Here is a 23,580-nt window from a genome sequence, read left to right as displayed (position 1 = left end):
ACAGAAAATGCAGAAACTGATATTTGAATCTTTTTTCAAGGGAGGACAAATCTCATTCTTGCCAGCTGAACAGTGAAATCTATATAAAGTAGCATTGTAAATAAAAAAGGGACAGTAGCCAATAGTTTTGGCCTAGTGTCCTTTTAATTATTTTAATGTGTAGTCATATAAAAATACGTCAAGTGTACTTGCTTTACTTTCCCTTGTGATTTGCACAGTTTCCTCACCTAGTCGCACAAAGCCTTGGCTATCATAAAAGCCATAGTTGCAAGAGGAATCAGTATACAAGTAAATGTGTGTTGAGTTTTTCTTTTTCAAATACTCAAAAAAATTGAATAGTAACTTTTTACCAACACCTAAACCTCTGCAATCTTGTGTGATGGCAAAAAGGGTAAGTACACCGTCAAATTCTTTTTCTTTACCTGAAATAAGCTTATGATAAATCTCATGGACTTTTTTGTAGTCATTGGTGCTACATTTGTATAAAGTAGATTTTAAAGTCATCACTACTGAATGAAATTTCATAGCAAAAATATGATTTAAGTGCGACAAATATTTATAATCGCTTTTTGCCTGACCTAATATTACACCTACGACTTTTCCATCTTTTTCTGCAATACAACTAAATGTTTTTTCTGCAAGGCAGCTTTGCAGGTACATTTTCAAAAGGCTTTTCAAGACTTTTGGGTCGTTAATATACTTATAAAGTCCAAAGCTATTATTTATAATGGTTTCAATTGCACCATAATCACTTTTTTTAATTTCTCTATATATTACATTCATTGCTTACCTCCACTTTTTTATTGAATTCTCCTGCCCATTCAAAAGCCTTTTTAGAGGCAATCACCGCAATAACTTCGTTGATAACTGCCGCTGCCGCAATTGTACCTTGTATAATTTTTGCACATTCTGGAGCTGGAACAGTTAAAACAGATACCGCAATTCCTGTAAACACAAGAGATACACCAGAATGAGGGAGTAAGGTAAGTCCTAAGTATTTCTTTACGATCTCCGGTGAATGGGTAATGGTTGCACCAAAGAATGCACCACCGTATTTTCCAACAGCCCTTGCAATAATATAAACTGCAGTAAATAAGCCTGCTCCGAAAATTAGATGGTAGTCCAGTGGGGTACCAAGATTTAGAATCACTACAATCATAGAAACTCCAAGAATAGGATTAAAGGAATGCATTATTTGATTTAATCGCTCCTCCGAAATCATATTGGAAAAAGTTGCTGAAAAAGCCATACCTATGAGCATAAAGTTAAGCACAGGATTTGGCAAAATCAAATTGTTGAATATAAATCCTACTCCTGATGCTACAAGTATTGTTGCAATTAAAAGTAATACTGTCATTAATGGTGAGCGTTCTTTTTTTAGCACAAATCCTGCTATAAGTCCTGTCACAATACCGATAACAATAGGTAATAATACAACAAATAAAATCATATAAGCAGGTAACTTTTGCTCTGAGATATTAGCAGAAACAATGGAAATAGTCGAAAAGAACACAATAACTCCTACCATATCATCAAGTGCCGCCATGGGAATTAAGGTCTTAGTTACTGGACCGTCTGTGTTAAATTCCTGCACAATGGATAGCGCAGGTGCAGGTGCGGTTGCAAGGGCAATGCTGCCAAAGATGACCGCAAGATATAGTGGTACCCCTGTAACATAAAACACGATACCAAATACCAAGGATACAACAAAAAATGTACCTAATGATTGAGTTAAGGTCGTTACAATAATCTGCTTGCCTGACTTTTTTATTTTCTTCCAAACAAGCTCTGTGCCAATTAAAAGGCCAACAGCACATTCCAAAATATGTACAACAGTTTGATACCATTGTGCATTCAAAACTGCGTCATTTACAAGTGCCAATGCGTGTGGACCGAGTATCATACCTGTAAGTAGCCAACCTAAAATAGCAGGCAGTTTAATTTTTGAAACAAGCTTACCCACAAGAAAAGCAATTATAATTGCTAATAAAAGTCTTAATAACAATAGTATCATTATTTTGATTCCTCCTTTGCAATGCCATAGAGCATAATGTTAAGTATCTTGCGAAGGTTGACTTCGTGTGCTTCAATTAGGGAATTAAAATCAGAGCTTTCATAGGCTTTACTTTGAAAATATCCATTAAACATTTCTTGAAAAATAAAAAAGTATTCAATTGCTTCTTCCTCGCTAATACCCTCTCTCAGTGTTACATTGCATAAAGCCATTCGATATTGACTGATATTCAGTGCATCAAAATCACTTCTCAAATCTTTGATTTGTTCTTTCAAATGTATAGGTGGTTGTAATAAGATGTTAAAGAATATTTGGCTGTAATAAGAATTTTCCTGAAAAAAGCGATACCGTAAATTAAGATATTTTTCCATGTTATCTTGAAAATCATTTTGGTTAAAGTCCTCTTTATTTAGATAATCGACAAGTGTATCAAAACAAGCTTTTACACAACTAAGAAACAATTCATCTTTATTTTTAAAATAATGATAGATTAGTCCTTTTGAAATATTATTATTGCTGCATATATTATTAAGTGAAGCATTTTCATAGCTTTTTGTTCCAAATTCTACAATAGCAGCATTTAATATTTTTTCTTTACTAATTTGATTTTTTTCTTCTTGCTTCATTATTTTCCTCCTTTAAAATAAAAATTGACCATGTGGTTTGTTTTATATTATAACAAAAACAGACTAACTGGTCAATAAATGAAATGCAAAGTTTTACCGTGAATTCTATATGTACGTTGATATAGGGATATAGTGTGAGGATTTAAAATACACTATGGAAAATAGATTTTCTATAAAAGTAGATTAATTCCTTAAAATTAAGAATTAATCCCTTTTTCAGAACATGGAAATATCAAATTGAGATATTACATTTTTTCTTATATATTTGATTTGGAGGAGTATGTGGAATGGCTTATTATTTATTTTAAATTGGGCTTTAGTAAAATAATGCAGTTGAGAAATAAACTAATACATATGAAAAGAGTAAAATCGATGAAAAGCTATAAATTCATATGTACTTATGTTTATGATTAAATTTATGGGGGAATTTATAATGGAAATGAAGGGTGTTAAAGCAATTATATTTGATTCAGGCCGTACCTTAAATGTACCTAGAACAGGGCATTGGTTTATTACGCCTAATTTTTTTAATATTATCGACAATTCAAATTTTACTTGTACAGAGGAAAAATTAGATGAAGCAATGGGAAAAGCCTTTGATCATATTAATAAAATACTATTAGTAGAAACTGAAGAAGATGAGTTCTCTATGTTTAAAGAGTTTTATAAAATTGTACTAAAAGAAATTGATTATCCGAATATTAGTAATGAAATTATAGAACCATTAGCACAAGATAATGTTTATAATGATGAGAAATTTTTATTCTTCGATGACGTAGAACCAGCATTAATTAAGCTAAAAGAAACGTACTTATTGGGAGTAGTTTCAGATACTTGGCCATCATTAGAAAGAGTATTTAATAACAAAAATCTAAAATAGTATTTTTCAACTTTTATAATGTCCTCTATATATGGTTCATATAAAGCTGAAAAGACCTTATTTAAAATAGCCATTGAAAAATTAAGAATAAAGCCACAGGAAGCAATATTTGTTGATGATAGTGAATCAAACCTTGTAGCTGCTGAGGAGTTTGGTATGATTCCAATACTAATTGATAGGTATGATACAGAAGATCTTAAAAGTAAATATCCTATAATTAGGTCATTAAATGAATTATTGAAGTTATAAAATTATTTAGATCATAAAGAATTATGGGAGATAGAATTAGTACATTAAGAAATACAAATATAGCTTATTATTTAATGCTTTTATAGTTATAGTATATAAATTAAAGCAATTTACTAATCAATGCAGAAGTTATAGGCTTATGAGCAACTTCTGCATTTTATTTTTTGAAAATAAAATATAAAAGCTAATTATACATCATATACTTGTCAACAAGTATATTTTACTTCTTGTAACACTAGTACCCAAAGGGAGCCTTATTTTTTATGATTTAACAATTTGCTCATAAAAATTTGCCATGATAATTCGTAAGAACCTGTTGGTCTTACTATAATCCCCCAAGAAATGCCTGCTAATTGAGAATTAAATACCTCAGCAATGAATTTGGCTTCTTCCTTTTTGAAAAAACCTAAGACTACTCCACGATTAATTAGACGCTGATGATAGGCGAAGGTTTTTTCTTCTAAATACTGAGTCTTTTGTTTTAATCCTTCTTGACGCATGGATAAAAGATGATATTGTTTTAAAATACTCCCTAATTGAGGATGCTCTTTTAAGTAGCAAATGTCACCTAAGCCGACCTCCGTCAAATTCTCAACGTACGTCTCCATTGTCCAGCTCTCTAGATCAATATGAAAGCCGTTAATGATTTCCGAAATTATCGCATCATAAAGAGTTTCAAATAAAGCGTCCTTAGACGTAAAGTAATGATAAAGAGCAGGTTTTGAAATACCAACTTTGTTGGCAATAAGACTCAATGAGGCTTTTTCATAGCCTAGCTCTGCGAATTCTTTAAAGGCAGCTTCTAAAATTTGTTCATAAGTTGACATATGTTTTATCCTCCCTAGTATCTGATATTAATCTCATAAGAGTCTCAAAGGGACCTCTCTGGAATTTAAAACGCCATAGCACAGAAAAACACATCATGACGCCATAAACTATTAATGATAATAATAACACAAATACCGAACTTTGTTGAGTAATTAGCCCTAAAAAGAACATAAGGGATAGCACAAAGGCACTATGGAAAATGTAATGGGTAAGAGCCATTTGCCCCGTCTTAACCATAACCTGAATCCAACGGCTTTTTTGGAATCTGTCAATTAATGATAGACAGAGAGTAATCCAACAAATTGCCCAGCCTGACGCAGCAAAGATATAAAAAAGGCTTGGTGGCATAGGTTTTGTACCAAATAAATAGATACTTAACTCAGTACCACCTGTCAAGGTGATTAAGGACATAGAAACCAACTCAGTGATTATAGCTGTGGTGAATCCGTATGCTAAAAGCTGCTTTCTGAGTGAATGGCTGGTCAAATCCAGCTGTCCTATGACAAAGCCAAGGAGCATGAAAGTAAACCATGGAAAAATTGGGTGAAAGCCATTAAAGAAAAGATTTCTAAAAAAGCCTGACAAGGTCCAAAAATCCGTATAGGCCATGAAGTCTGATTGCCAGCCAGCAGTATAATTAAATACTATTTGTAAATAATTAGTAACAAGCAACACCACTATCATTAATTTTTTGATGTTTTTAGGTTCCCAGTACAAAATTGGCAACATTAGAAGCATATAAGCTCCATAGTAATGCAAAATATCAGCACTCCACTCAAAAACTGTAAATAAAATTAGACCAATGATCCATAGAAAAATTGAACGTTTGGCGATTGTGACACGCTCTTTATGCTGAATGCTCTTATCTCCTGTTGTACGACCCTTACGTGTCATGAGGCTAATACCTATGCCTGCTAGTGTCAGAAAAACAGCAGCAGCTCTTCCTTCAAATAGAGTAAATGCTTGGGCAAGCCACTCAGGTTCTCCTGCGTTAAAGACTAAACTATAATTGACAAGCATCATCCCTAATATGGCTAGGGACCTTGCAAAATCTAAACCTTCTAATCTTTTCATTCTTAATCTCCTTTACATTAATATTTTTAAAAAAGTTACTTAACGATAGGTAAATAAAATATAACATTTACATATTATTTTGGCAATATGTTTTTGTAATTTTTTAGTTGATAAGGAATTAAAATGTTTTACAAACATTAATTAATGACTTATAAAACTGAAACTTTATATTGGGATATCATCAATTTTTTGAAACTATTAGCGAGATCCAGTATCTATAGGCAAATTTGTCTATAAACACGCTTTTTTTTATATCTTGAGCTTTATGGAGAAGAAAAAGTACGTGATGAATTTTAGCGAAAAAATATATTTATTATTAATATTTAATCTATTGACAGCTATCTTTCTCTATGATAATATTTGATTAATCAATCAAATATTTGACTAGTTAATCAGAAAATGCTTAGAACCAGTAAAAAGAATAATTAAATAAAGTGTTATAAATTTTAAAATTATATTAATCGATGAAGTATTCTCTATGGTGTGAGGATTTCATTGCTGTTTAAGTTTTTAATCTAAAGAGGTGATATATTAATGAAACATGAAAATAAAACTGAAAATAAACAATCATTTATAGCAGAAGCGAGACGTGCACAAATTACTGAGGCAGCTATAAAAACTCTTGATGAAATTGGATATGTAAAAGCTAGTCTCTCTCAAATTGCTGAAAGGGCAAGAATCAGTACAGCGTTGATTTCTTACCACTTTTCAGACAAAAATGATTTGATGAATCATTTACTAGTACAGCTTATTGAAAGAGCAAATTCATATATTTCAGAGCGAGTAGAGAAAAAGAGTACGTCGCAAGAGAAATTAAAGGAATTTATAGAGGCCAGCTTAACTTATCAGTATACAAATCCGACACATACTATTGCGTTGATAGAAATTATTTTTAATGCAAGAACACTCAACGATGTTCCTTATTATAAATTTGCTGGTGATTATGAAGAAGAGCCAGCTGTAAATTTACTTCGAGAGATACTGCGAAAAGGTCAGGAAAACGGAGAATTTGGAACATTTAATATAGACGTCATAGCGAACATGATTCAAGGAGCAATTGAACAATATATGGTAGGCAATACTATAACAAAAAAAGTTGACCTGCAAACATACAGTAATGAACTTGTAAGTATTGTTAGTAAAGCCGTAAAAGGTAATGTATAAGTGCTTACTGAAATGAAATACAAACAATAAGCTTCTGAAGCTTACGTTACAAATTTACCTGACAGATTTTATTTTATATTTTATTAATTTTGAGGTACTCATCGCTTAAGAAAAAAGCAGTAATTACTTCAAATTTTTAGAAAAGATATTTTCCAGAGTATATTTTAAATTTTCATATTGGATGTCCATAGTTAACATAGCACATTCTAAGTTCAAGGGTGAGCTCATAGGTGAATGGAGGATAGATTCAAAACTAAATTTGACTATTTTATCTATTATAAGGTTAATAAATAATTTATGTAAGCTTAGGGGGATTGTTTGATGTTATATATAAATGAAAGCTTTTGCAAGGGGTGTGGTCTTTGTGTAGACTTTTGTCCTAAAAAAGTTTTAATAAAATCTTTAGGAAAGGCAGAAATCGCACAGGAAGAGCATTGTATAAAATGTGGTATTTGCGAAAATATTTGCCCTGACTTTGCCATTCATTTAAGGAGGGATAAGGATGAGTAATTTTGTATTGATGCAGGGTAGTGAGGCCTGTGTAAAGGGAGCAATAAAGGCAGGTATGAAGTTCTATGCAGGATATCCTATAAGCCCTGCTAGTGAGATATCAGAACTTTCATCCTTAAAGCTTCCTCAGGTTCAAGGAAAGTTTATACAGATGGAGGATGAAATAGCAAGCATGGCTGCTGTGGTAGGAGCCTCTCTTACAGGAGTAAAAGCTATGACTGCTACCAGCGGACCAGGATTTTCACTTAAGCAGGAGGTTATAGGCTATGCTTCTATGGCAGAAATTCCTTGTGTGATAGTAAATGTTATGAGAGGAGGTCCAAGTACAGGATTGCCTACCTCTGTTTCTCAAGGAGATGTTATGCAAAGCAGATGGGGGACTCATGGAGATCACCCTGTTATAGTCATAGCACCTACCAGTGTTTCTAATATATACACTCTAACCATTAAAGCTTTCAATTACTCAGAAAAATATAGGGTGCCTGTAATACTTTTATTAGATGAGATTATAGCTCATATGAGAGAAAGCGTTCAGCTAGAGGATATAGTAGAAATAGTTAGTAGAAAGAAACCATCTAAAAAGGAAACTTTTAAGGCTTATGAGAATACGGAAGATTTGGTTCCTTCTATGGCAGACTTAGGGGAAGGATATAGATTTCATGTAACTGGACTTAATCATGATGAATATGGATATCCATCAAACTCTACAGAAGTGGCGGAGCAACTATTAACTAGAATATTGTCTAAAATAGATAAGAATAGAGATGATATTGTACTGTTTGATAGAGTAAACACTGAAAACTGTAAAAATCTTATAGTTTCCTTTGGATCTGTATCAAGATTATGTATAGATTTAGTCCAAAGTAACAGGATAAAAAATACAGGACTCTTTATACCTTATACTTTAGGGCCTTTCCCAGATAAAGAACTTTTAGATATAGTAAATAAAAATGCTATTGAAAAAATTTATGTTCCTGAACTGAATGCAGGACAATTGATTTATGAGATACAACGAATAGTAGGTAGAAGATGTGAGGTTATAGGAATAAATAAATATTGTGGTGAGATATTTGAGCCAGAAGAAATAATTAATAGCATAAGGGAAGTGGATGTGTAATGAAGGAACAGTTAATGAATGAATATTTAAGAAAACACCGTCTTCCTCATATTTGGTGTGCTGGCTGTGGTAATGGAATAGTTTTAAGTGCCATGATAGAAGCTATAGATTATTTAAATATAGAGAGGGATAAGCTATGCATTGTTTCAGGTATAGGTTGTTCTTCCAGAGCGGCACAATATATGAATTTTGACACCATTCATACTTTACATGGAAGAGCTATACCATATGCTACAGGTATAAAGCTAGCTAACCCAGAGCTTAAAGTAATAGTAATAACAGGAGATGGTGATTGTGCCGCTATAGGGGGTAATCATCTTATACATGCTTGCAGAAGAAATATAGATTTAAACGTAATAGTATTTAATAACAATATATACGGAATGACTGGGGGACAATGTTCTCCTACCACTCCTATTGATGCAAGAACCACCACTACAGAAGAGGGAAATATATCAAGAAGTTTTGATCTTTGCAAGCTTTGCGATGCAGCAGGAGGAAGTTATATTGCAAGAAGCACTGTAGCACACTATAAACATTTAGTAAATATTATAAAGCAAGCTTTTGATAATAAGGGATTTTCTCTAGTTGAAGCTTTAACTCCTTGTCCAGTGCAATATGGTAGAAGAAATAAAATAGGAAAGCCTTCAGACATGGTTAAGCTTCTAAAGCAAAAAGCCTCCGAAAGGGAAGACAGTAAATTTAAAATAGGCATTTTAAAGAATGTAAGAGAACCAGAATATGTAGAAGAATACTTAAAAAGTTTTAAAGAGGTGTTTTAGCATGGACAGAAAAGAGATAATTCTTACAGGCTTAGGAGGTCAAGGCATAGTAAAGTTTGCGGTTATATTAGCAGAGGCAGCGGTGCTGGAGAGAAAACATGTTGTGCAAATCCAAAATTATGGACCAGAATCTAGAGGAGGATACTGTAGATCTGATGTGATAATATCTAATGAGGAGATTTATTATCCAAGAGTAAGCAATGCAGATATATTATTTGCTTTAAGTCAAAATGGTTTGGATAAATTTTTGCAATGCTCTAAAGAAGATGCTATTATCATCGTTGATGAAAATCTTCAATTAGAAGGAAATAAAAAGTATAGAAAATATGATATAGTAAAATATTCTGAAGAAATTTTAAAAAATTCTCAATCTATAAATATGTTATGCTTAGGTATTTTAGCTGAAACTACTAAAATTGTAAGCTATGAAGCAGTTAGGCAAGCTATTTGTGAAAATGTACCTAAAAGTAGCATAGATAAAAATTTACTTGCTTTTCAAGCAGGCATAAATATGGTAAGTGCTTAGATTTATTGAATATTATTGCTAGGTTTAAATAATAGAATTTAAAAAATATATATTTATTATTGAAAGAATAAATTTAATATAAGATTTATTTATAAAATATATTAGAATAAATAAACTTTCCCATAGCGTATATATCGCTATGGGAAGATTTATTATTCTGTTTTGCCAGTAAAATGAAAATTTTTTATTTTCATTGCTGGAATTATTATAGGACCAAGGAAGAAGTTTATTTTTTCTCTATCTGAGCTTATTTCTTCTACATTATTGAAGGCATTTAATATGGACTCAGTAAACCTCATATCTTTAACAGCACACTTAATCTCACCATCTTCAACTAAAAATACTCCATCACGAGTTAAACCAGTAAGTAAAGATTCTCTAGGATTTACTATATTCATATAGTGGAATCTAGTTATTAAAAGAGCTCTTTTAGTAGATTTAATAATTTCTGCTAGAGTTTTATCTCCACCATCCATAACTAGATGTAGAGGAACTGAGCCAGAACCATAACCTAAAGAGTGACCTGTATTTTCTTCATTTAATAGATTAGCATTTTTGCTATCGCTAATTATATTTTTAAATACTCCATTTTCAAATATAGTTATACATTTTCTTTCATAGCCTTCGAAATCAAAAGGAAGGTGAAAGCTATCTTTGTTTTTCCAGTCATCTTTTATAGTTATTTTAGGATCAAAAACTTTTTCTCCTTTTTTACCTTCTAAAAAAGATACTCCATCTTTAATACTATCTGCTGTTACTCCAATATAAGATGACATTGATACATATTCAGAAACCGCTAGTGGCTCAAGAATAACATCATAGGTACCAGGTTCTAAGGATACAGGATTAAGTCCAAGAACAGCCTTCTCATAAGCCTTTTTGAAGGTTCCCTCAACTAAAAAATCCTTAGGGTTATTAGCAGTAATTTCTCCATAACCAGAAGCTCCATCTTTATGCATTACTACTACATTGAAATCTTGGGAGTTTCTTGAGGTGAATCTTTTAATTTTATTAGAGTTTCCAAAAGCTAAAATAGTAACAGTTCTTGAAAGTGCACCTGCAGCTAAATAATCTACAGGGAGAGAGTTAAGACATTTTTCTAATATAGTAGCTCTATCTTCAATATCTAGATTACTTGAGCTATGGATATATGGGTCTTCATACTCTAAAAATTTAGGGCTATCAACATGGGTATATTTATAATCTCCTTGTGGAAGAAATTCTAGATTTTCTTCTGCTTCTTTTAAAGTTTTTAGGAGTGAAGTTTCATCTAAAACATTAGTAGAGAGTTTAGACATCTTTTTGTCGCGAAATACGGATATGTCTATTTCACAATCCTTAGAATATACATTTTGATGAATTTCAGAATTAGCAAAGCGAGTTAGGGCATTCTCCATATATTTCAGAGAAACAGAAGTAAAATATTTTCCTTCTGATAAGACCTTATCTATTAGATTATAGATTTCTAATTTATTTAACATCTTTCACACCTACCTTTACATTTCTAAATCTAGCAGGAGATGAACCATGACCTACATGGGCAACTTGACCTGGTTGGCCTTTTCCGCAATTAGGTACACCATAAAGTTTCCAATACTTCTCATTACATACTCCATCACAACTGCCCCAGAATTCAGGAGTAATACCTGTATATATAGGATTTTTAAATATTTTTCCTGTTAATTTACCATTTTTAATTTCATAAGCTATTTCAGTTCCAAATTGAAAATTAATTCTTTTATCATCTATACTCCAACTGCTATTAGTGGATAAATAAAATCCATAATCTATTCCAGATAAAAGTTCATCAAATTCATATTCTCCAGGCATAAGGCTTATATTAGTCATTCTAACAATAGGTAGGTTATTCCATCCATCAGCTCTATTAGTTCCATTAGAATTTTCGCTAATTTTATATGCGGTATCTCTTGAAGTAAGGAAATTTTTTAATATTCCTTTATCTATTAATACTGTTTTTTGTGCTTTTACACCATCATCATCATAACCAAAAGTGCCAAGGCCTTGTTCTAATGTACCATCAGCTACTATGGTTACATGCTCTGAGCCATACTTAAAAGAATTTTCTCTTTTGTCAGTAGTAACAAAACTCATTCCGGCATAGGCTGCTTCAGAACCAAAAATTCTATCAAGCTCTAAAGGATGTCCAACACTTTCATGAATTTGTAGTACCATTTGAGAGCTGTCTATTATCAAATCATAAACTCCGCTAGGGCATTCTTCAGCATCAAGCAGCATTAGAGCTTCTTTACCTATAAGGTCTCCATTTTCAACAAGATTTAAGGAAGTTACAAACTCGTATCCAGCTGTGCCATGATTTCCACCAAAAGAAGTAGGATAACTTCGAATTTGTCTATCATGGTCGTTAGCAGCTATCGCTTCTATACCAGCACCAGATTCATAAAGAGTTTGGGTTATATAGCTGCCTTCAGTATCAGCAAATATTTTCTCTTCTTTTTGAAATTGCATATAGCCGTTGGTCTTAAATAGATTTCCGCTGCTTCTCATAGCTTCTTCTGCTTTAGTCAATAAATCTATTTTTTCTTTTTTTGATATTGTGAAAGGGTCAATTTTTATAGGGGTAGAGTAGTGGTCTACAACAACATCTTTAGAACTGAGATTTATCTTTTCTTTTTGAATAGTTCTACTAGCTTTAGCAATCCTTAAAGCTTTTTCTGCCACTTCCTTTATATCATCTATATTTTGAGAACTAGCAAATCCAAGAGAACCATCATATATAACCCGAATTCCTATTCCCTTACTTCTAGAGTTTTCTAAGTTATTAACTTTAAGATTTTCAGTTGAAATATATTCCTTAGTTCTATCCACAATACGTATGTCTGAGTAACTAGCACCATTAGATTTTAGAAAATCCAATACTTTTTTAATCAGTTCTTTCAAAAATATCCCTCCTAAATTAACAAATTCCAAATAAATATATGTATGTATATTCCATAAAATACTTAAATATCCTTTTAACTATTTTTAGAGGAGTGAAGTAGGATATAAGAATGGAGAAGTGAAAAAGTTATGAACTAACTGTTGTAGTTGTTTAAATCTTTTCATTTGGGTATAATTAATAGTACATAAGAGATGTTGATTTTAGTAGCTTCATCTATAATTAAATTATTTTATTAAAAGAGTTAATTAAATTTTAATGAGGTTAAAGAGGTGAATTTTTATGTTTTTAAAAAATGAAGATGTGAATAAAATTGTAGAGTTTTTAGTTGAAAAACTACAGCCTAATTTTATTTATTTATTTGGCTCTTTTGCTAAAGGTGAAGGAAGAGAAGATAGTGATATAGATGTAGCAATACATGTAGATGGTAAGATTGATGAATATGAACTATTTACATTGGCTAATGAACTTAGCTTTATTGTAAAAAGAGATGTTCAACTAATTAATTTAAAAAATATAAGTACGGTTTTTAGTGCTCAAATAGTTGGGACTAGAGAAATAATTTATTCAATAGAAGAAAATAAAAGGATTGAATATGAAATTAGAGCTTTTAAGGATTATGCAAAGCTTAATGAGGAAAGACAAGTAGTATTAGATGCTATAAAGAAGGATGGGAAAATTTATGGTTAATGATGTGCTATATAATAAAATTAGTATAATTGAAAGATGTCTAATAAGAATTAAAGAAGTATATGATAATAATCCAGAAAATTTAAAAGACTATACAAAACAAGACTCAATAATACTAAATATTCAAAGAGCTGTAGAAGCATGTATTGATATATCTATGCATATAGTATCTAAGAAAAAATTGGGTATTCCTCAAAATAGCAGAGATGCTTTTGAGGTTTTAAATGTTAATGGAATTATCAATGATAGCCTATTAAATAAAATTAAAGGTATGATTGGATTTAGAAATATTGCTGTTCATAATTATCAGAAATTAAATTTAGAAGTTCTAGAAAAAGTTATAGAAAATCACTTAGGGGATTTTGAAGAGTTTGTTGCAGCTGTAAATAAATTTATATAATGAAGGATAATGTTCCGTCTAGGTAATATAGAAATCTTATATTTTAGAAGAGTAAAGAATAAAGAGTTTAAAGTATGAAACAATTATTTTATATGGAACAATTAAGAAATAATAAATTTTCATAAGTTCCTAAATTCATTAATGGAGGTATTTAAGGTGATTTATAAATGGAAAAGTTATTTGTTTATTATAGTCCTTATAGTGTCTACCATTTTTAGTAGTATTATATTAGTAGGTTGTAAAGATAATAGAGAAATTAACTCAAAACCTAACACAGCTAATTCATCATCACCTTTTGAAATCCTTGGAAAAGATGCACCAGAGGATACAATTTTATTGATTGTTAATAATCCTAGCAGTAATCAATTAAAGTCGATTACCATTAGTGAAAATTTTAAATTAGACCATTTTAATATGGTCTCTTGAATTTAAAGATAATAACCTTGTTCCTAATAAAAAGATATATGAATGTGAAAAAACTCCTGAGAATTTTGTGTTAAGTACTAAACTTATTCGTCCAGAAGGAATACCACAATATAAGGTTGAGATTACTTCAGAAGATTTAACTAGTGAATATATTTTTAGTTATAGTGGGAAAAATGGAACACCTAATATTGAGTATATTAGTGTAAATACAAAATAATTTAATAAAATACTTAAAAGTGAAAATAATCTGCGTAAACTCTGTAAGAAGAATATAATTATTCTTATATAAATTGAGGAAGCGCAGATTATGTGCTTTTAAGAAAATATTAGACAATTAATAAAAAAAGCAATAGAACTTCTGATGATTCTGTAAGTAATATTAGGAAAAGCAGAATGTAATTTATAGTATACATTTAAAGGAGATATTAAAAAATAAAAAAGAAGAAAAAGTTAATGAATACAGAGGGTTATGATGTAGATTATCAAGAAAGTAATGAATAGTGGATGAACATAAATAATTTTAAAAATCATATAAATCAAGATTATGGTTTTGGAACAATTATTGTTAAAAACATTGTAGAAACTTATAATGGAAAATTTATCGTTGAAAGTGGAAAAGATAAGGAAGTAGTTTCAACTATAAAAATTCCTAAAGTTAGATAGCTATTAATTATATAGGAAATTAATGAAATGTATAAAATGTAATAAATTACATAAATTGTTTAAAAAATATTGAATATATGTTAATATTTAATTGAGGTATGACAAAAAACATATGAAGCAATATTAATAGAGAAGCACATTATAGATATTATTGTAAATTATATACTATGGATAATGTAGAAATACAGTTTTAGGTCTTTAAATTTTAAGAATTGTGAGGGAGAGAATATGTTTTTATTCGAAAATATACCATGGTATTCTGCATTAGTAGGACTTGTAGTATTAGCAGGTCTAATATTTATTAATGAAATAACAAGAAGAAGTAAATGGCTTGCTATATTAATGTATTTTGTATTACCTATTGTAATGACTATTGCTGTGTGGCCTAAAACAGCAGGCAAAGGAACAACAGTAGGTTATTGGTTTCCATGGGTGAAAACCTATTCTGCATTAGCAGGAGTACTTGGTTTTATGGCACTAAGATATATTAAAAATTTAGATACTAAGAAATGGATGTTGGCATTTCCACCGCTTATCCTTTCAATTAATATTTTAGAAGCAGTTTTTCGTGAATTTCAATGTTATAATTTTAATGGTATTGTAGATAATATATTTATCTCTGGCGGACCTTGGAATATTATGAATGGAATAGCAGGTATTTTAAATATTATTACTATTTCAGGCTGGGTTGGAATTTATGTGTCAAAGGATAAGAGTAAAGATATGATTTGGCCAGATCAACTTTGGTTTTGGATAATTGCTTATGATCTTTGGAATTTTGCTTATGTTTATAACTGTATTGCTGATCATTCCTTTTATGCAGGTGCAATATTATTATTATCATGTACAATTCCAGCATTCTTTATAAAGAAAGGTGCTTGGTTACAGCATCGTGCTCAAACCTTAGCACTTTGGACAATGTTCTCTTTAACCTTCCCAACATTTGCAGATACCTCTAAATTTGCTGTGTATTCATCACATAATGAGGCTGCATTATGGGTAGTTAGTGGATTAGCTCTTGCAGCTAATATTGGAGTATTTATATATCATTTTGGAAGGATAATAAAATATAAGAGAAATCCCTTTAAAGATGAAATATATACAGATTTAAAAGAATACAAAGTAGTTATGGCTAAAGATATAGTGGAATAATTTTAATAATTAATATATAAAAATTTTAATAAATTTAAATAATTTAGAGGGTGCAAAATTAGCACCCTCTTTATAAATTTTTTTAAAACTAAAGGATGATAATACCCATAAAATCTATTTTGAAGCTATCTCTATTTATTAACATTGAATAGTTTGTTAAAATTAGGATGTGAATTGAAATATTTAAGATTACAACTAATATAACTACACCTTGGGGACTTCAATTCACAATCCACATCTTATTAATTAAGAATTAATAATGAAGGATGAAGAATTGTGGACATTTCTTAGCAGAGACTGAGAAATTTAGAATTTACTAATTGTAGGGGAGAACAGTGTTCTCCAGAAAAACTAAATAATATTCATAAATTGTACATTGTTCATTCTCAATTCTTTATAGATTAAACTGTTCCCTAGAGGTGGAAAACTAACAATTGTATTGCTAATAAAAAAATATTTAAAGAAATTAGTTTGATTAAAACTAATTTTCACTACAAATAGATTTTTTGATAAAAGTGTTTCTATCATTTTTAAAATAAATAAATTTAAAATTTCTCTCTTATGAGAGAAATATCAATAATTGTCCATTATCAATAGTCAATTCGTATTGTATAAGTGTAAGCTTAAATAACTAATAGTACAATTTTATGAATGGATAGATTAAATTTAAAAGAGATACATCTATACATAGGGGGAAGGGGTGGTAATATGAATGATTATATGGAATTTGTTGAAAAAGCTTGGAATGAATTTGTAAAACATAATAAGGTTAATAAAGAAATTAAAAAAGACATAAGAGATTCATGGATAAGGTGCAAAAAATATAATGTAGACTATATGGATGGAAGAGGTATTGAGGAATATAAAGTTCCTGTAGAAATTAAAATAAGAGAGAATATGGAGTTAGTTTCAGTGGCACATTCTATAATGGAGAATTTATATAACACAATATCGGGTTCAGGTTTTGCACTGTTTCTTTCAGACAAAGATGGATATATATTAGATGTTATTGGCGATGAGAATATTTTAGAGAAAGCTGAAGAATTAAGATTTATAAAGGGAGCATTATGGTCGGAAAAAGCAGTAGGAACTAATGCTATAGGGACCTGTTTATATTTAAATAAACCAATACAAACTATAGGTGCTGAACATTATGGAATAGAACAACATTCTTGGACATGTTCTTCAGCACCTATTCATGATAGCGACGGCAAAATATTAGGATGTATTAATATGTCTGGTATATGTAAAGATGCTCATCTGCATACTTTAGGAATAGTTATTGCAGCAGCTGAATCTATAAAGAAACAATTAGAACTTATATTATCCTATAACCTATTAAATATAACTTTTGATTCTATTGTAGAAGGTATGATAGTTATAGATGAAAATTTTAATATTAAGAAAGTAAATCATAGAGCAGAAAATATCTTAGGTATAAATAGAAATGAAATATTTAAAATAGATATAAAGAAAGCCTTAGGAAATTTAAATTTTAATTACATTATAGAAAACTATGAGGAGTCCTATAATAATATAGAATGTGATTTTCATATTAAAAATAGAAGAATAAAGTGTATATTGAATGTGGTACCAATGAGTGTTAATAACAAGTTTATGGGAGTAGTTATAACTTTTAGGGAAAGTAAATTTGTACATAAGTTTGTAAATAAAGTAGTAGGTTATAATGCAACTTATACATTTAAAGATATTGTAACTAGTAACGAGAAAATGATAAACATGATAAATTTTGCAAAGAAAGCTTCAAAAAGTGATTGTAATATATTAATAGAAGGAGCTAGCGGTACTGGAAAAGAGTTGATAGCTCAAGCTATACATAATTATAGTGAAAGAAGTAATGGTCCTTTTGTAGCTGTAAATTGTGCTTCAATTCCTAGAGAATTAATGGAAAGTGAACTTTTTGGATATGATAGAGGTGCTTTTACTGGAGCTGCTAAAGAAGGGCATCCAGGAAAGTTTGAATTAGCTGATGGGGGAACTATTTTTTTAGATGAATTAGGAGAGCTTCCACTAGATATGCAATCTAAACTATTAAGAGTTTTAGACAACAATACCATTGTTAGAGTTGGCGGAAATTATGAAAAGAAATTAGATGTGAGAATAATAGGGGCGACTAATAAAGAATTAAGAGAAGAAATAAATAGAAAAACTTTTAGAGAAGATTTATATTATAGGCTAAATGTAATGAACATAAAAACAATCCCCTTAAAAGAAAGAAAAGAAGATATAGAAATACTAGCAAAATATTTTGTTAATAATCTTAATATAAAAAATATGGATAAATGTAAGCTTATAAAAAAAGATTATATAAATCAATTAAAAAAGCATGATTGGCCTGGTAATATAAGAGAACTTAGGAATGTAATAGAGAGGGATTATTACTCTAGTGAAAATGATTCAATAATAGAAAGTAATTTTAATAATGAAGAATCAAAGGAGTTAGATAAGATACTTCCTATAGATGTTTTAGAAAAAGAAAGTATAATAAAAGCTATTAACCTTTGTGGAGGTAATATAGTAAAATCTGCAGAAATGTTAGGAATAAGTAGAGCTACTATTTATAGAAAGATAAAGAAATATAATATAAAAAATATATAGGTTTGTTTGTTTTTTAACTATCAATAAATGTCATCATACATGTATCAAAATGAGAATAAAATAAAGAAAATCTCAAAATAAAACAGTGAAATATGTATCATTTTGAGATTATTTATTTTAATAATTATTTTTTATATTAAATTAAGTTTTAATTATATAGATTTAAATTATAGAAAAATAGCTTGATATAACTATTTGTAACAAAGTGAATAAGAGAAATTAAATAATATCTAAAAAAGTATCACAATTTGATGCCTTGGTATAACAATTGCTTTATAGGTATGTGAGAATATTAACAATATGCGATGATTATCTTTAGGAGGTATTTTATTATGAAGGCAGCGTTATGGTACAATAAAAAAGATATTAGGGTTGAAGAAATAAAGGAACCAAAGGTTACTAAAGGAAATGTAAAAATTAAAGTTAAATGGTGTGGAATATGTGGTTCAGATTTACATGAATATTTAGGAGGACCTATTTTTATACCAGTTGGACAACCACATCCTTTAAGTGGTAATGTGGCACCAGTAGTTCTAGGTCATGAATTTTCAGGAGAGGTTGTAGAAGTTGGAGAAGGTGTAACTAAGTTTAAAGCTGGAGATAGAGTTACTGTAGAACCTATAGTAGCTTGTGGAGAATGCCCAGCTTGTAGAGAAAGTAAATATAATCTATGCTCTTCACTAGGATTCCATGGACTTTGTGGCAGTGGTGGAGGACTTGCAGAATATACTGTATTTCCAGAAGAATTTATACATAAAATACCAGATAGCATGTCTTATGAGCAGGCAGCATTAATAGAACCAATGGCTGTAGCGCTTCATTCTATTAGAATTTCTAATTTTAAAACAGGAGATACTGCTATTGTACTTGGTTCAGGACCAATAGGGCTTGCAACCATTGAGTGCTTAAAAGCGGCAGGAGCAAAATTAGTAGTAGTATTACAAAGAAAATCAATTAGACAAGAATATGCAAAGAGAGCAGGAGCAGATGTGGTACTTGATCCAAATGAAGTTGATATAGCTGAGGAAGTTAAAAAACTTACTAATGAAATAGGTGTAGATGCAGCATTTGAAACTACAGGAGCAAAGATAGGATTTGATGTAGGATTAAATAGCTTAAAGTGTGAAGGAACTCTTGTAGTGACAAGTATTTGGGAAGAGGATGTAAGTTTTAATCCTAATACATTAGTGTTTTCTGAAAAGAAAATAGTGGGGACCTTAGCTTATAGACATGAATTTCCAGCAACAATTGCACAAATGAACGATGGAAGGATTAAAGCAGAAGGATATATAACTAAGAAGATAGCTCTTGATGATATAGTAGAAGAAGGCTTTGGAGCTCTAACAGGTCCTGAAAAGAAAAAGCATGTAAAGATTCTTGTAACTCCAGATAAATCGCTTTTAAATGAATAAAAAATAACCTAATCATTTTTTATAAAGAAATTTAAGCATATAACTAATATATGCAACAAAAATGAAATAATTAAATAGAAAAATACCATAGTAACTTTTTTAAAAAAAGATTACTATGGTATTAAAATTTTTATTTATTAATGACTAATACTAGTATATGGATATAATGTAGTTCCCCAAATTGAAACTTTTATTTCATTTGTTAATGGAACATTATATTCATTAATAATTGTTCTCCACCATTCCCATGCAAGGCCTGTACACTCTCTTGCCAAAATTCTTATATTTTTTGAGTTAGCTGGAAGTGGTATTACAGTAGAGTAATGTGCTGTTTTATCTCTATAGTTTCCGTCCCATGTTTTATGATTTAATATTTCGTTCCCATTTTCATCATATGAAAATTCATCCCAAGATACTTCAAATTGAGCAACATATGCACCGCTATGGTCAAGAATTATTTTACCTTTAGAATATTCTGTAGATGTAGTTTCAATATAATCTGTTTTATTATGAACAGCAGCAACTGAATTATCTTTTAAGAAAACACTTGTATATGAAATAGGATATGCAGGATTTTTAGTGCTGAATTCAGCATTGTTTTTAATTACATTCCTTATTTCATCAAAATCTTTTGTGATAATTTTGTTATGCTCTTGTGCATCTCCACCTAATACTACAACAGTAAATGAACTGTCCTCAAAAATATCTTTATATTGCTGATTGCTTTCTACATTAACACCATTAAGTAGTGCCTTAAAGGCAGCTTGTACATCTTTATTCTTAGATGATGTTTCTAATTTTACATAAATTGTTCTACCGTAGGCTACATTTGATACCATAACTGGTGGAGCTTCATTACTTACTCCTTTACGAGTTAATTCTTCAAAAGTAACACTATTATCGAAAAGATCAGATGGATTATTAGGAAGTTCTGCACTTACAGTGTAAAATATTTGTTTATATGCAGCAATCATTACCTTTTTTTCTCCACTAGATATAGCATTAAAATCTACTCCAAGTGAATTATCAAGAACTTTATAATTAACATTTAAAGCACTTGATATTTGATTTTTACTATAAACCATAGATTCTGAATACTGTGTTCTTGCAGGCAAAGTATGTGTTGTTGAGTATTTTTCATTCCAAGTAGATACTAATTCATCTATTGCCCCCGATACATTACCATATGTTGGATTTTGAACTGTTATTGTGTTTTCATTTTTCATACCTGGTAAATCTATAGAGATGTTTAAAGGCTTCCTTTTGCACATTAATATATTAGGTCGATTTTCAACAAAAGCATCGTTTGCAAGTTGCAATGCACCTGGAAATGTGCGATCATTTACGGAATCAATAATTGAAATATCAACTGGTGATGTTGTAAGTGATTTTTTATTACGTTCAACTACTATAAATTTTCCTTTTGATTCAAAACCTTCTTTTGGAACGAAGCTTTCTATATTATCACCATTTACTGCTAGAATTGCATTTCGATCATAATTTAAGTTTGATATACCGGAATCGATATCGCTTGAATTATTTGTTGCGACTGATGAATTAACTGTAAGTGTTTTACCAAAGGCAACGAATGGATAGGAAATAACACATAAATTAAGAAATAAGCATACTAATAATTTTTGTGTTTTAAAGTGTTTTTTTAGCCTCATAATATTTATCCCCCTCTTGTATATGATGTTAATTGAGTTTATCAATTTAAACTATTTTGATAGTTTAACTAATAAATTCACTTTAACATGAATACTAATATAACAATTAAAGTAAAGATTTAAAGATTTTAATTGTAAGGGCTACTATAACTTATAATATTTACCAGGAAATGATATGGATTCAAATTAAAAAATGTAAAATTATCATTATTTTTTATAATGATTGATATTTAAATAATTGTTAATACTATTGTAGATGAATTTATTGTTATATATTTTGAAAAGGTCAGTAGAATTTTTAGAAAAAATTAAGAAATTTATTTTCTAAATTTTACAATAAAATTTCTTAGTCAATAGTATGCACGGATTTTTTTATAAAATGTCTAATATATCGACTTCTTATAAATAATGTATATTTATAATCTTTAGAGAAGCTCAATATATTTTATGCTTTAGTAGAGTACCCTTTATGCTTGTTAATACGAAAAAAATTAAAATATTGCCTCATAAACTTTGTTATCTTATTGATTAAATAATATCAATATCTTTTCATGGTATTTTAACCCTAAAATACTTTATTGTTGTTATAAATGAATTCATACATTGTGTAAGATTATGGCATGAATTGTTATATAAATAATATTATTTATAAAATTATAATTTGCATAAATGTTCTTAAATTCATATTTAATTGTTATAACATTAATATGGAGAAGAAAATGTAATAAATTGATAATATTTGAACAATACATTAAATGATTTAAATTTAAAAATGTTTTTTGTATTAGAGTTAAATTGTAATGATAACTAATTGGATGTTAATGGGAAAACATTTTGTTTAAGGGATGGTTCATAATTATGTGTTAAGTAAAGTTACATTATTTTATAAAAATTAAAATTTTAAAGAAAGAGAATACTTATTACCTCAGTAAAGTAACTTTAATGCAAAGAATATTTTTGCTATAATTATAAAAAGCTTATATTAGATTAATATTAGAAATATTTATATACTTTAATTTTTAATGACTTTATAAAACCATGGAGGTATTCTATGAAAAATTTTTTTACTATTAGTGAAATTTCAAAAATCTTTCATATTCCTGCCCCAACATTACGTTATTGGCAACAAGAAAATTTAATTCATGTTGATAAAAATACTGAAAATGGCTACCGTCAATATGCCTTTCCAGAAATGCTTCAAATATCTGATATAATATTTTATAGAAGCCTTAATGTACCAATAAAAAAGTTAAAAGACTTAAGTAAGTTAAATCTTTCTATGATAGATTCAATCCTTAACGAAACACAAGTGGATCTTGAAGAAGAGATAGATAAACTAATTAATATAAATGAAAAATTAAAATCAAGAAGAAGAAAAATTGATGAATTGCTTGAAATTAAGAATAATGAATATAAACTTGATTTCCCGGATGAATAAGATAGTCTCTTTTAATTTTACGGAGGAAGATAAATTAAAACTATATTTAGAAGATCAATATCATTACACAATTTTTTTTGATAAACATAAAAATGAATTTCTATGTAATTGCATTTCTGTACCCTATGATTTTTATAATTCTGAGATACTTTGGGATAAAAATACAACTAGAAATAAATTTGCTCTATGTATAGTTAGGTCTGCATTTAATGATTGGTTAGATAATGATTTAGATGAACACTTATCATTTATTAAAAATCAAGGCTATTCAACTGGAACTGTAATTTGTAGATATTTACTATCTGCTTATGATAATAAACAATATGACTATTTTAAAACTTGGATTGAATTATTAGATTAAATTTAATTAACAAAAGGACTTTTAACTTATAATAAAAGTCCTTTTAATTATGCAATTATAATTAA

Annotated in this window: 24 protein-coding genes and 1 pseudogene; 17 read left to right on the top strand and 8 right to left on the bottom strand. The window is 29.5% G+C overall.

The features are described from left to right. Nucleotides 1-147 precede the first annotated feature (147 nt). From ACY1IQ_RS03095 to ACY1IQ_RS03085, 3 genes are read right to left on the bottom strand one after another with little or no spacing between them, the layout of a single operon-like run. Nucleotides 148-783, bottom strand: coding sequence for a GNAT family N-acetyltransferase (locus ACY1IQ_RS03095; protein WP_461612579.1), 636 nt, complete (start codon nt 781-783; stop codon nt 148-150). Then, nucleotides 767-2,014, bottom strand: a complete 1,248-nt coding sequence (locus tag ACY1IQ_RS03090) for a cation:proton antiporter (protein WP_461612578.1) — start codon at nt 2,012-2,014, stop codon at nt 767-769. The genes ACY1IQ_RS03095 and ACY1IQ_RS03090 overlap by 17 nt, the downstream gene beginning before the upstream one ends. Beyond that, complete coding sequence (locus ACY1IQ_RS03085; RefSeq protein ID WP_461612577.1) at nt 2,014-2,640, bottom strand: TetR/AcrR family transcriptional regulator; 627 nt, start codon at nt 2,638-2,640, stop codon at nt 2,014-2,016. The genes ACY1IQ_RS03090 and ACY1IQ_RS03085 overlap by 1 nt, the downstream gene beginning before the upstream one ends. A 433-nt stretch (nt 2,641-3,073) precedes the next feature. Between ACY1IQ_RS03085 and ACY1IQ_RS03080 the strand changes: the two genes are divergently transcribed. Both ACY1IQ_RS03080 and ACY1IQ_RS03075 read left to right on the top strand, forming a co-directional pair. Further along, nucleotides 3,074-3,520 (top strand): hypothetical protein, encoded by a 447-nt coding sequence (locus ACY1IQ_RS03080; RefSeq protein ID WP_461612576.1) that lies wholly within the window; start codon nt 3,074-3,076, stop codon nt 3,518-3,520. Between the two features lie 12 nt (nt 3,521-3,532). Then, a pseudogene (locus ACY1IQ_RS03075) lies at nt 3,533-3,769 on the top strand (HAD family hydrolase); the annotation flags it as partial. A gap of 254 nt (nt 3,770-4,023) precedes the next feature. On the opposite strand, the gene ACY1IQ_RS03070 reads toward ACY1IQ_RS03075, so the two are convergent. Together ACY1IQ_RS03070 and ACY1IQ_RS03065 are read right to left on the bottom strand one after the other, a co-directional pair. Continuing rightward, nucleotides 4,024-4,596: a TetR/AcrR family transcriptional regulator gene (locus ACY1IQ_RS03070; protein WP_461612575.1), complete on the bottom strand. Its 573-nt coding sequence runs from the start codon at nt 4,594-4,596 to the stop codon at nt 4,024-4,026. Further along, the gene (locus ACY1IQ_RS03065; protein ID WP_461612574.1) at nt 4,583-5,671 is read right to left on the bottom strand and encodes a DUF418 domain-containing protein; all 1,089 of its coding nucleotides are present in this window, start codon (nt 5,669-5,671) and stop codon (nt 4,583-4,585) included. Before ACY1IQ_RS03065 ends, ACY1IQ_RS03070 begins: the two co-directional genes overlap by 14 nt. A 534-nt stretch (nt 5,672-6,205) precedes the next feature. On the opposite strand from ACY1IQ_RS03065, the gene ACY1IQ_RS03060 reads away from it, so the two are divergent. The 5 genes from ACY1IQ_RS03060 (at nt 6,206) to ACY1IQ_RS03040 (ending at nt 9,770) form a co-directional block, all read left to right on the top strand. Continuing rightward, nucleotides 6,206-6,835: a TetR/AcrR family transcriptional regulator gene (locus ACY1IQ_RS03060; RefSeq protein WP_461612573.1), complete on the top strand. Its 630-nt coding sequence runs from the start codon at nt 6,206-6,208 to the stop codon at nt 6,833-6,835. Nucleotides 6,836-7,156: 321 nt separating this feature from the next. After that, entirely contained in the window at nt 7,157-7,345 is a 189-nt protein-coding gene (locus tag ACY1IQ_RS03055) for an indolepyruvate ferredoxin oxidoreductase subunit alpha (protein WP_454054858.1), read from the top strand. Next, nucleotides 7,338-8,462, top strand: a complete 1,125-nt coding sequence (locus tag ACY1IQ_RS03050) for a 2-oxoacid:acceptor oxidoreductase subunit alpha (protein WP_461612572.1) — start codon at nt 7,338-7,340, stop codon at nt 8,460-8,462. Before ACY1IQ_RS03055 ends, ACY1IQ_RS03050 begins: the two co-directional genes overlap by 8 nt. Beyond that, nucleotides 8,462-9,244, top strand: a complete 783-nt coding sequence (locus ACY1IQ_RS03045) for a 2-oxoacid:ferredoxin oxidoreductase subunit beta (protein ID WP_461612571.1) — start codon at nt 8,462-8,464, stop codon at nt 9,242-9,244. The genes ACY1IQ_RS03050 and ACY1IQ_RS03045 overlap by 1 nt, the downstream gene beginning before the upstream one ends. Nucleotide 9,245: 1 nt before the next feature. Continuing rightward, nucleotides 9,246-9,770: a 2-oxoacid:acceptor oxidoreductase family protein gene (locus tag ACY1IQ_RS03040; RefSeq protein ID WP_461612570.1), complete on the top strand. Its 525-nt coding sequence runs from the start codon at nt 9,246-9,248 to the stop codon at nt 9,768-9,770. Nucleotides 9,771-9,922: 152 nt separating this feature from the next. Here the strand turns inward: ACY1IQ_RS03040 and ACY1IQ_RS03035 are convergent, their stop codons facing one another. Together ACY1IQ_RS03035 and ACY1IQ_RS03030 are read right to left on the bottom strand one after the other, a co-directional pair. After that, nucleotides 9,923-11,251, bottom strand: coding sequence for a TldD/PmbA family protein (locus ACY1IQ_RS03035; RefSeq protein ID WP_461612569.1), 1,329 nt, complete (start codon nt 11,249-11,251; stop codon nt 9,923-9,925). Next, nucleotides 11,241-12,689, bottom strand: coding sequence for a TldD/PmbA family protein (locus ACY1IQ_RS03030; RefSeq protein WP_461612568.1), 1,449 nt, complete (start codon nt 12,687-12,689; stop codon nt 11,241-11,243). Before ACY1IQ_RS03030 ends, ACY1IQ_RS03035 begins: the two co-directional genes overlap by 11 nt. A gap of 280 nt (nt 12,690-12,969) precedes the next feature. Between ACY1IQ_RS03030 and mntA the strand changes: the two genes are divergently transcribed. The 8 genes from mntA (at nt 12,970) to ACY1IQ_RS02990 (ending at nt 20,049) form a co-directional block, all read left to right on the top strand. Next, entirely contained in the window at nt 12,970-13,377 is a 408-nt protein-coding gene (mntA, locus tag ACY1IQ_RS03025) for a type VII toxin-antitoxin system MntA family adenylyltransferase antitoxin (protein WP_461612567.1), read from the top strand. After that, complete coding sequence (gene hepT, locus ACY1IQ_RS03020; RefSeq protein WP_461612596.1) at nt 13,370-13,777, top strand: type VII toxin-antitoxin system HepT family RNase toxin; 408 nt, start codon at nt 13,370-13,372, stop codon at nt 13,775-13,777. Before mntA ends, hepT begins: the two co-directional genes overlap by 8 nt. A gap of 156 nt (nt 13,778-13,933) precedes the next feature. After that, the gene (locus ACY1IQ_RS03015) at nt 13,934-14,203 is read left to right on the top strand and encodes a hypothetical protein (protein WP_461612566.1); all 270 of its coding nucleotides are present in this window, start codon (nt 13,934-13,936) and stop codon (nt 14,201-14,203) included. Nucleotides 14,204-14,270: 67 nt separating this feature from the next. Further along, the gene (locus tag ACY1IQ_RS03010) at nt 14,271-14,420 is read left to right on the top strand and encodes a hypothetical protein (protein ID WP_461612565.1); all 150 of its coding nucleotides are present in this window, start codon (nt 14,271-14,273) and stop codon (nt 14,418-14,420) included. A gap of 287 nt (nt 14,421-14,707) precedes the next feature. After that, complete coding sequence (locus ACY1IQ_RS03005) at nt 14,708-14,866, top strand: hypothetical protein (protein ID WP_461612564.1); 159 nt, start codon at nt 14,708-14,710, stop codon at nt 14,864-14,866. 228 nt (nt 14,867-15,094) lie between these two features. After that, complete coding sequence (locus ACY1IQ_RS03000) at nt 15,095-16,018, top strand: DUF5692 family protein (protein WP_461612563.1); 924 nt, start codon at nt 15,095-15,097, stop codon at nt 16,016-16,018. A gap of 708 nt (nt 16,019-16,726) precedes the next feature. Next, nucleotides 16,727-18,637: a sigma-54-dependent Fis family transcriptional regulator gene (locus ACY1IQ_RS02995; protein WP_461612562.1), complete on the top strand. Its 1,911-nt coding sequence runs from the start codon at nt 16,727-16,729 to the stop codon at nt 18,635-18,637. A gap of 332 nt (nt 18,638-18,969) precedes the next feature. After that, nucleotides 18,970-20,049: a 2,3-butanediol dehydrogenase gene (locus ACY1IQ_RS02990; protein WP_461612561.1), complete on the top strand. Its 1,080-nt coding sequence runs from the start codon at nt 18,970-18,972 to the stop codon at nt 20,047-20,049. 137 nt (nt 20,050-20,186) lie between these two features. Here ACY1IQ_RS02990 and ACY1IQ_RS02985 read toward each other — a convergent pair whose 3' ends face one another. Then, nucleotides 20,187-21,716: a thiol-activated cytolysin family protein gene (locus tag ACY1IQ_RS02985; RefSeq protein ID WP_461612560.1), complete on the bottom strand. Its 1,530-nt coding sequence runs from the start codon at nt 21,714-21,716 to the stop codon at nt 20,187-20,189. Nucleotides 21,717-22,767: 1,051 nt separating this feature from the next. Here ACY1IQ_RS02985 and ACY1IQ_RS02980 point away from each other — a divergent pair. Next, complete coding sequence (locus ACY1IQ_RS02980) at nt 22,768-23,154, top strand: MerR family transcriptional regulator (RefSeq protein ID WP_461612559.1); 387 nt, start codon at nt 22,768-22,770, stop codon at nt 23,152-23,154. Beyond that, the gene (locus ACY1IQ_RS02975; protein WP_461612558.1) at nt 23,147-23,515 is read left to right on the top strand and encodes a hypothetical protein; all 369 of its coding nucleotides are present in this window, start codon (nt 23,147-23,149) and stop codon (nt 23,513-23,515) included. The genes ACY1IQ_RS02980 and ACY1IQ_RS02975 overlap by 8 nt, the downstream gene beginning before the upstream one ends. The last annotated feature ends 65 nt before the right edge of the window (nt 23,516-23,580 follow it).

The sequence above is a fragment of the Clostridium sp. Marseille-QA1073 genome (genome assembly GCF_054863625.1).
Note: the sequence above shows the minus strand (reverse complement) of the source record. Positions and strands in the feature narration are given on the sequence as shown.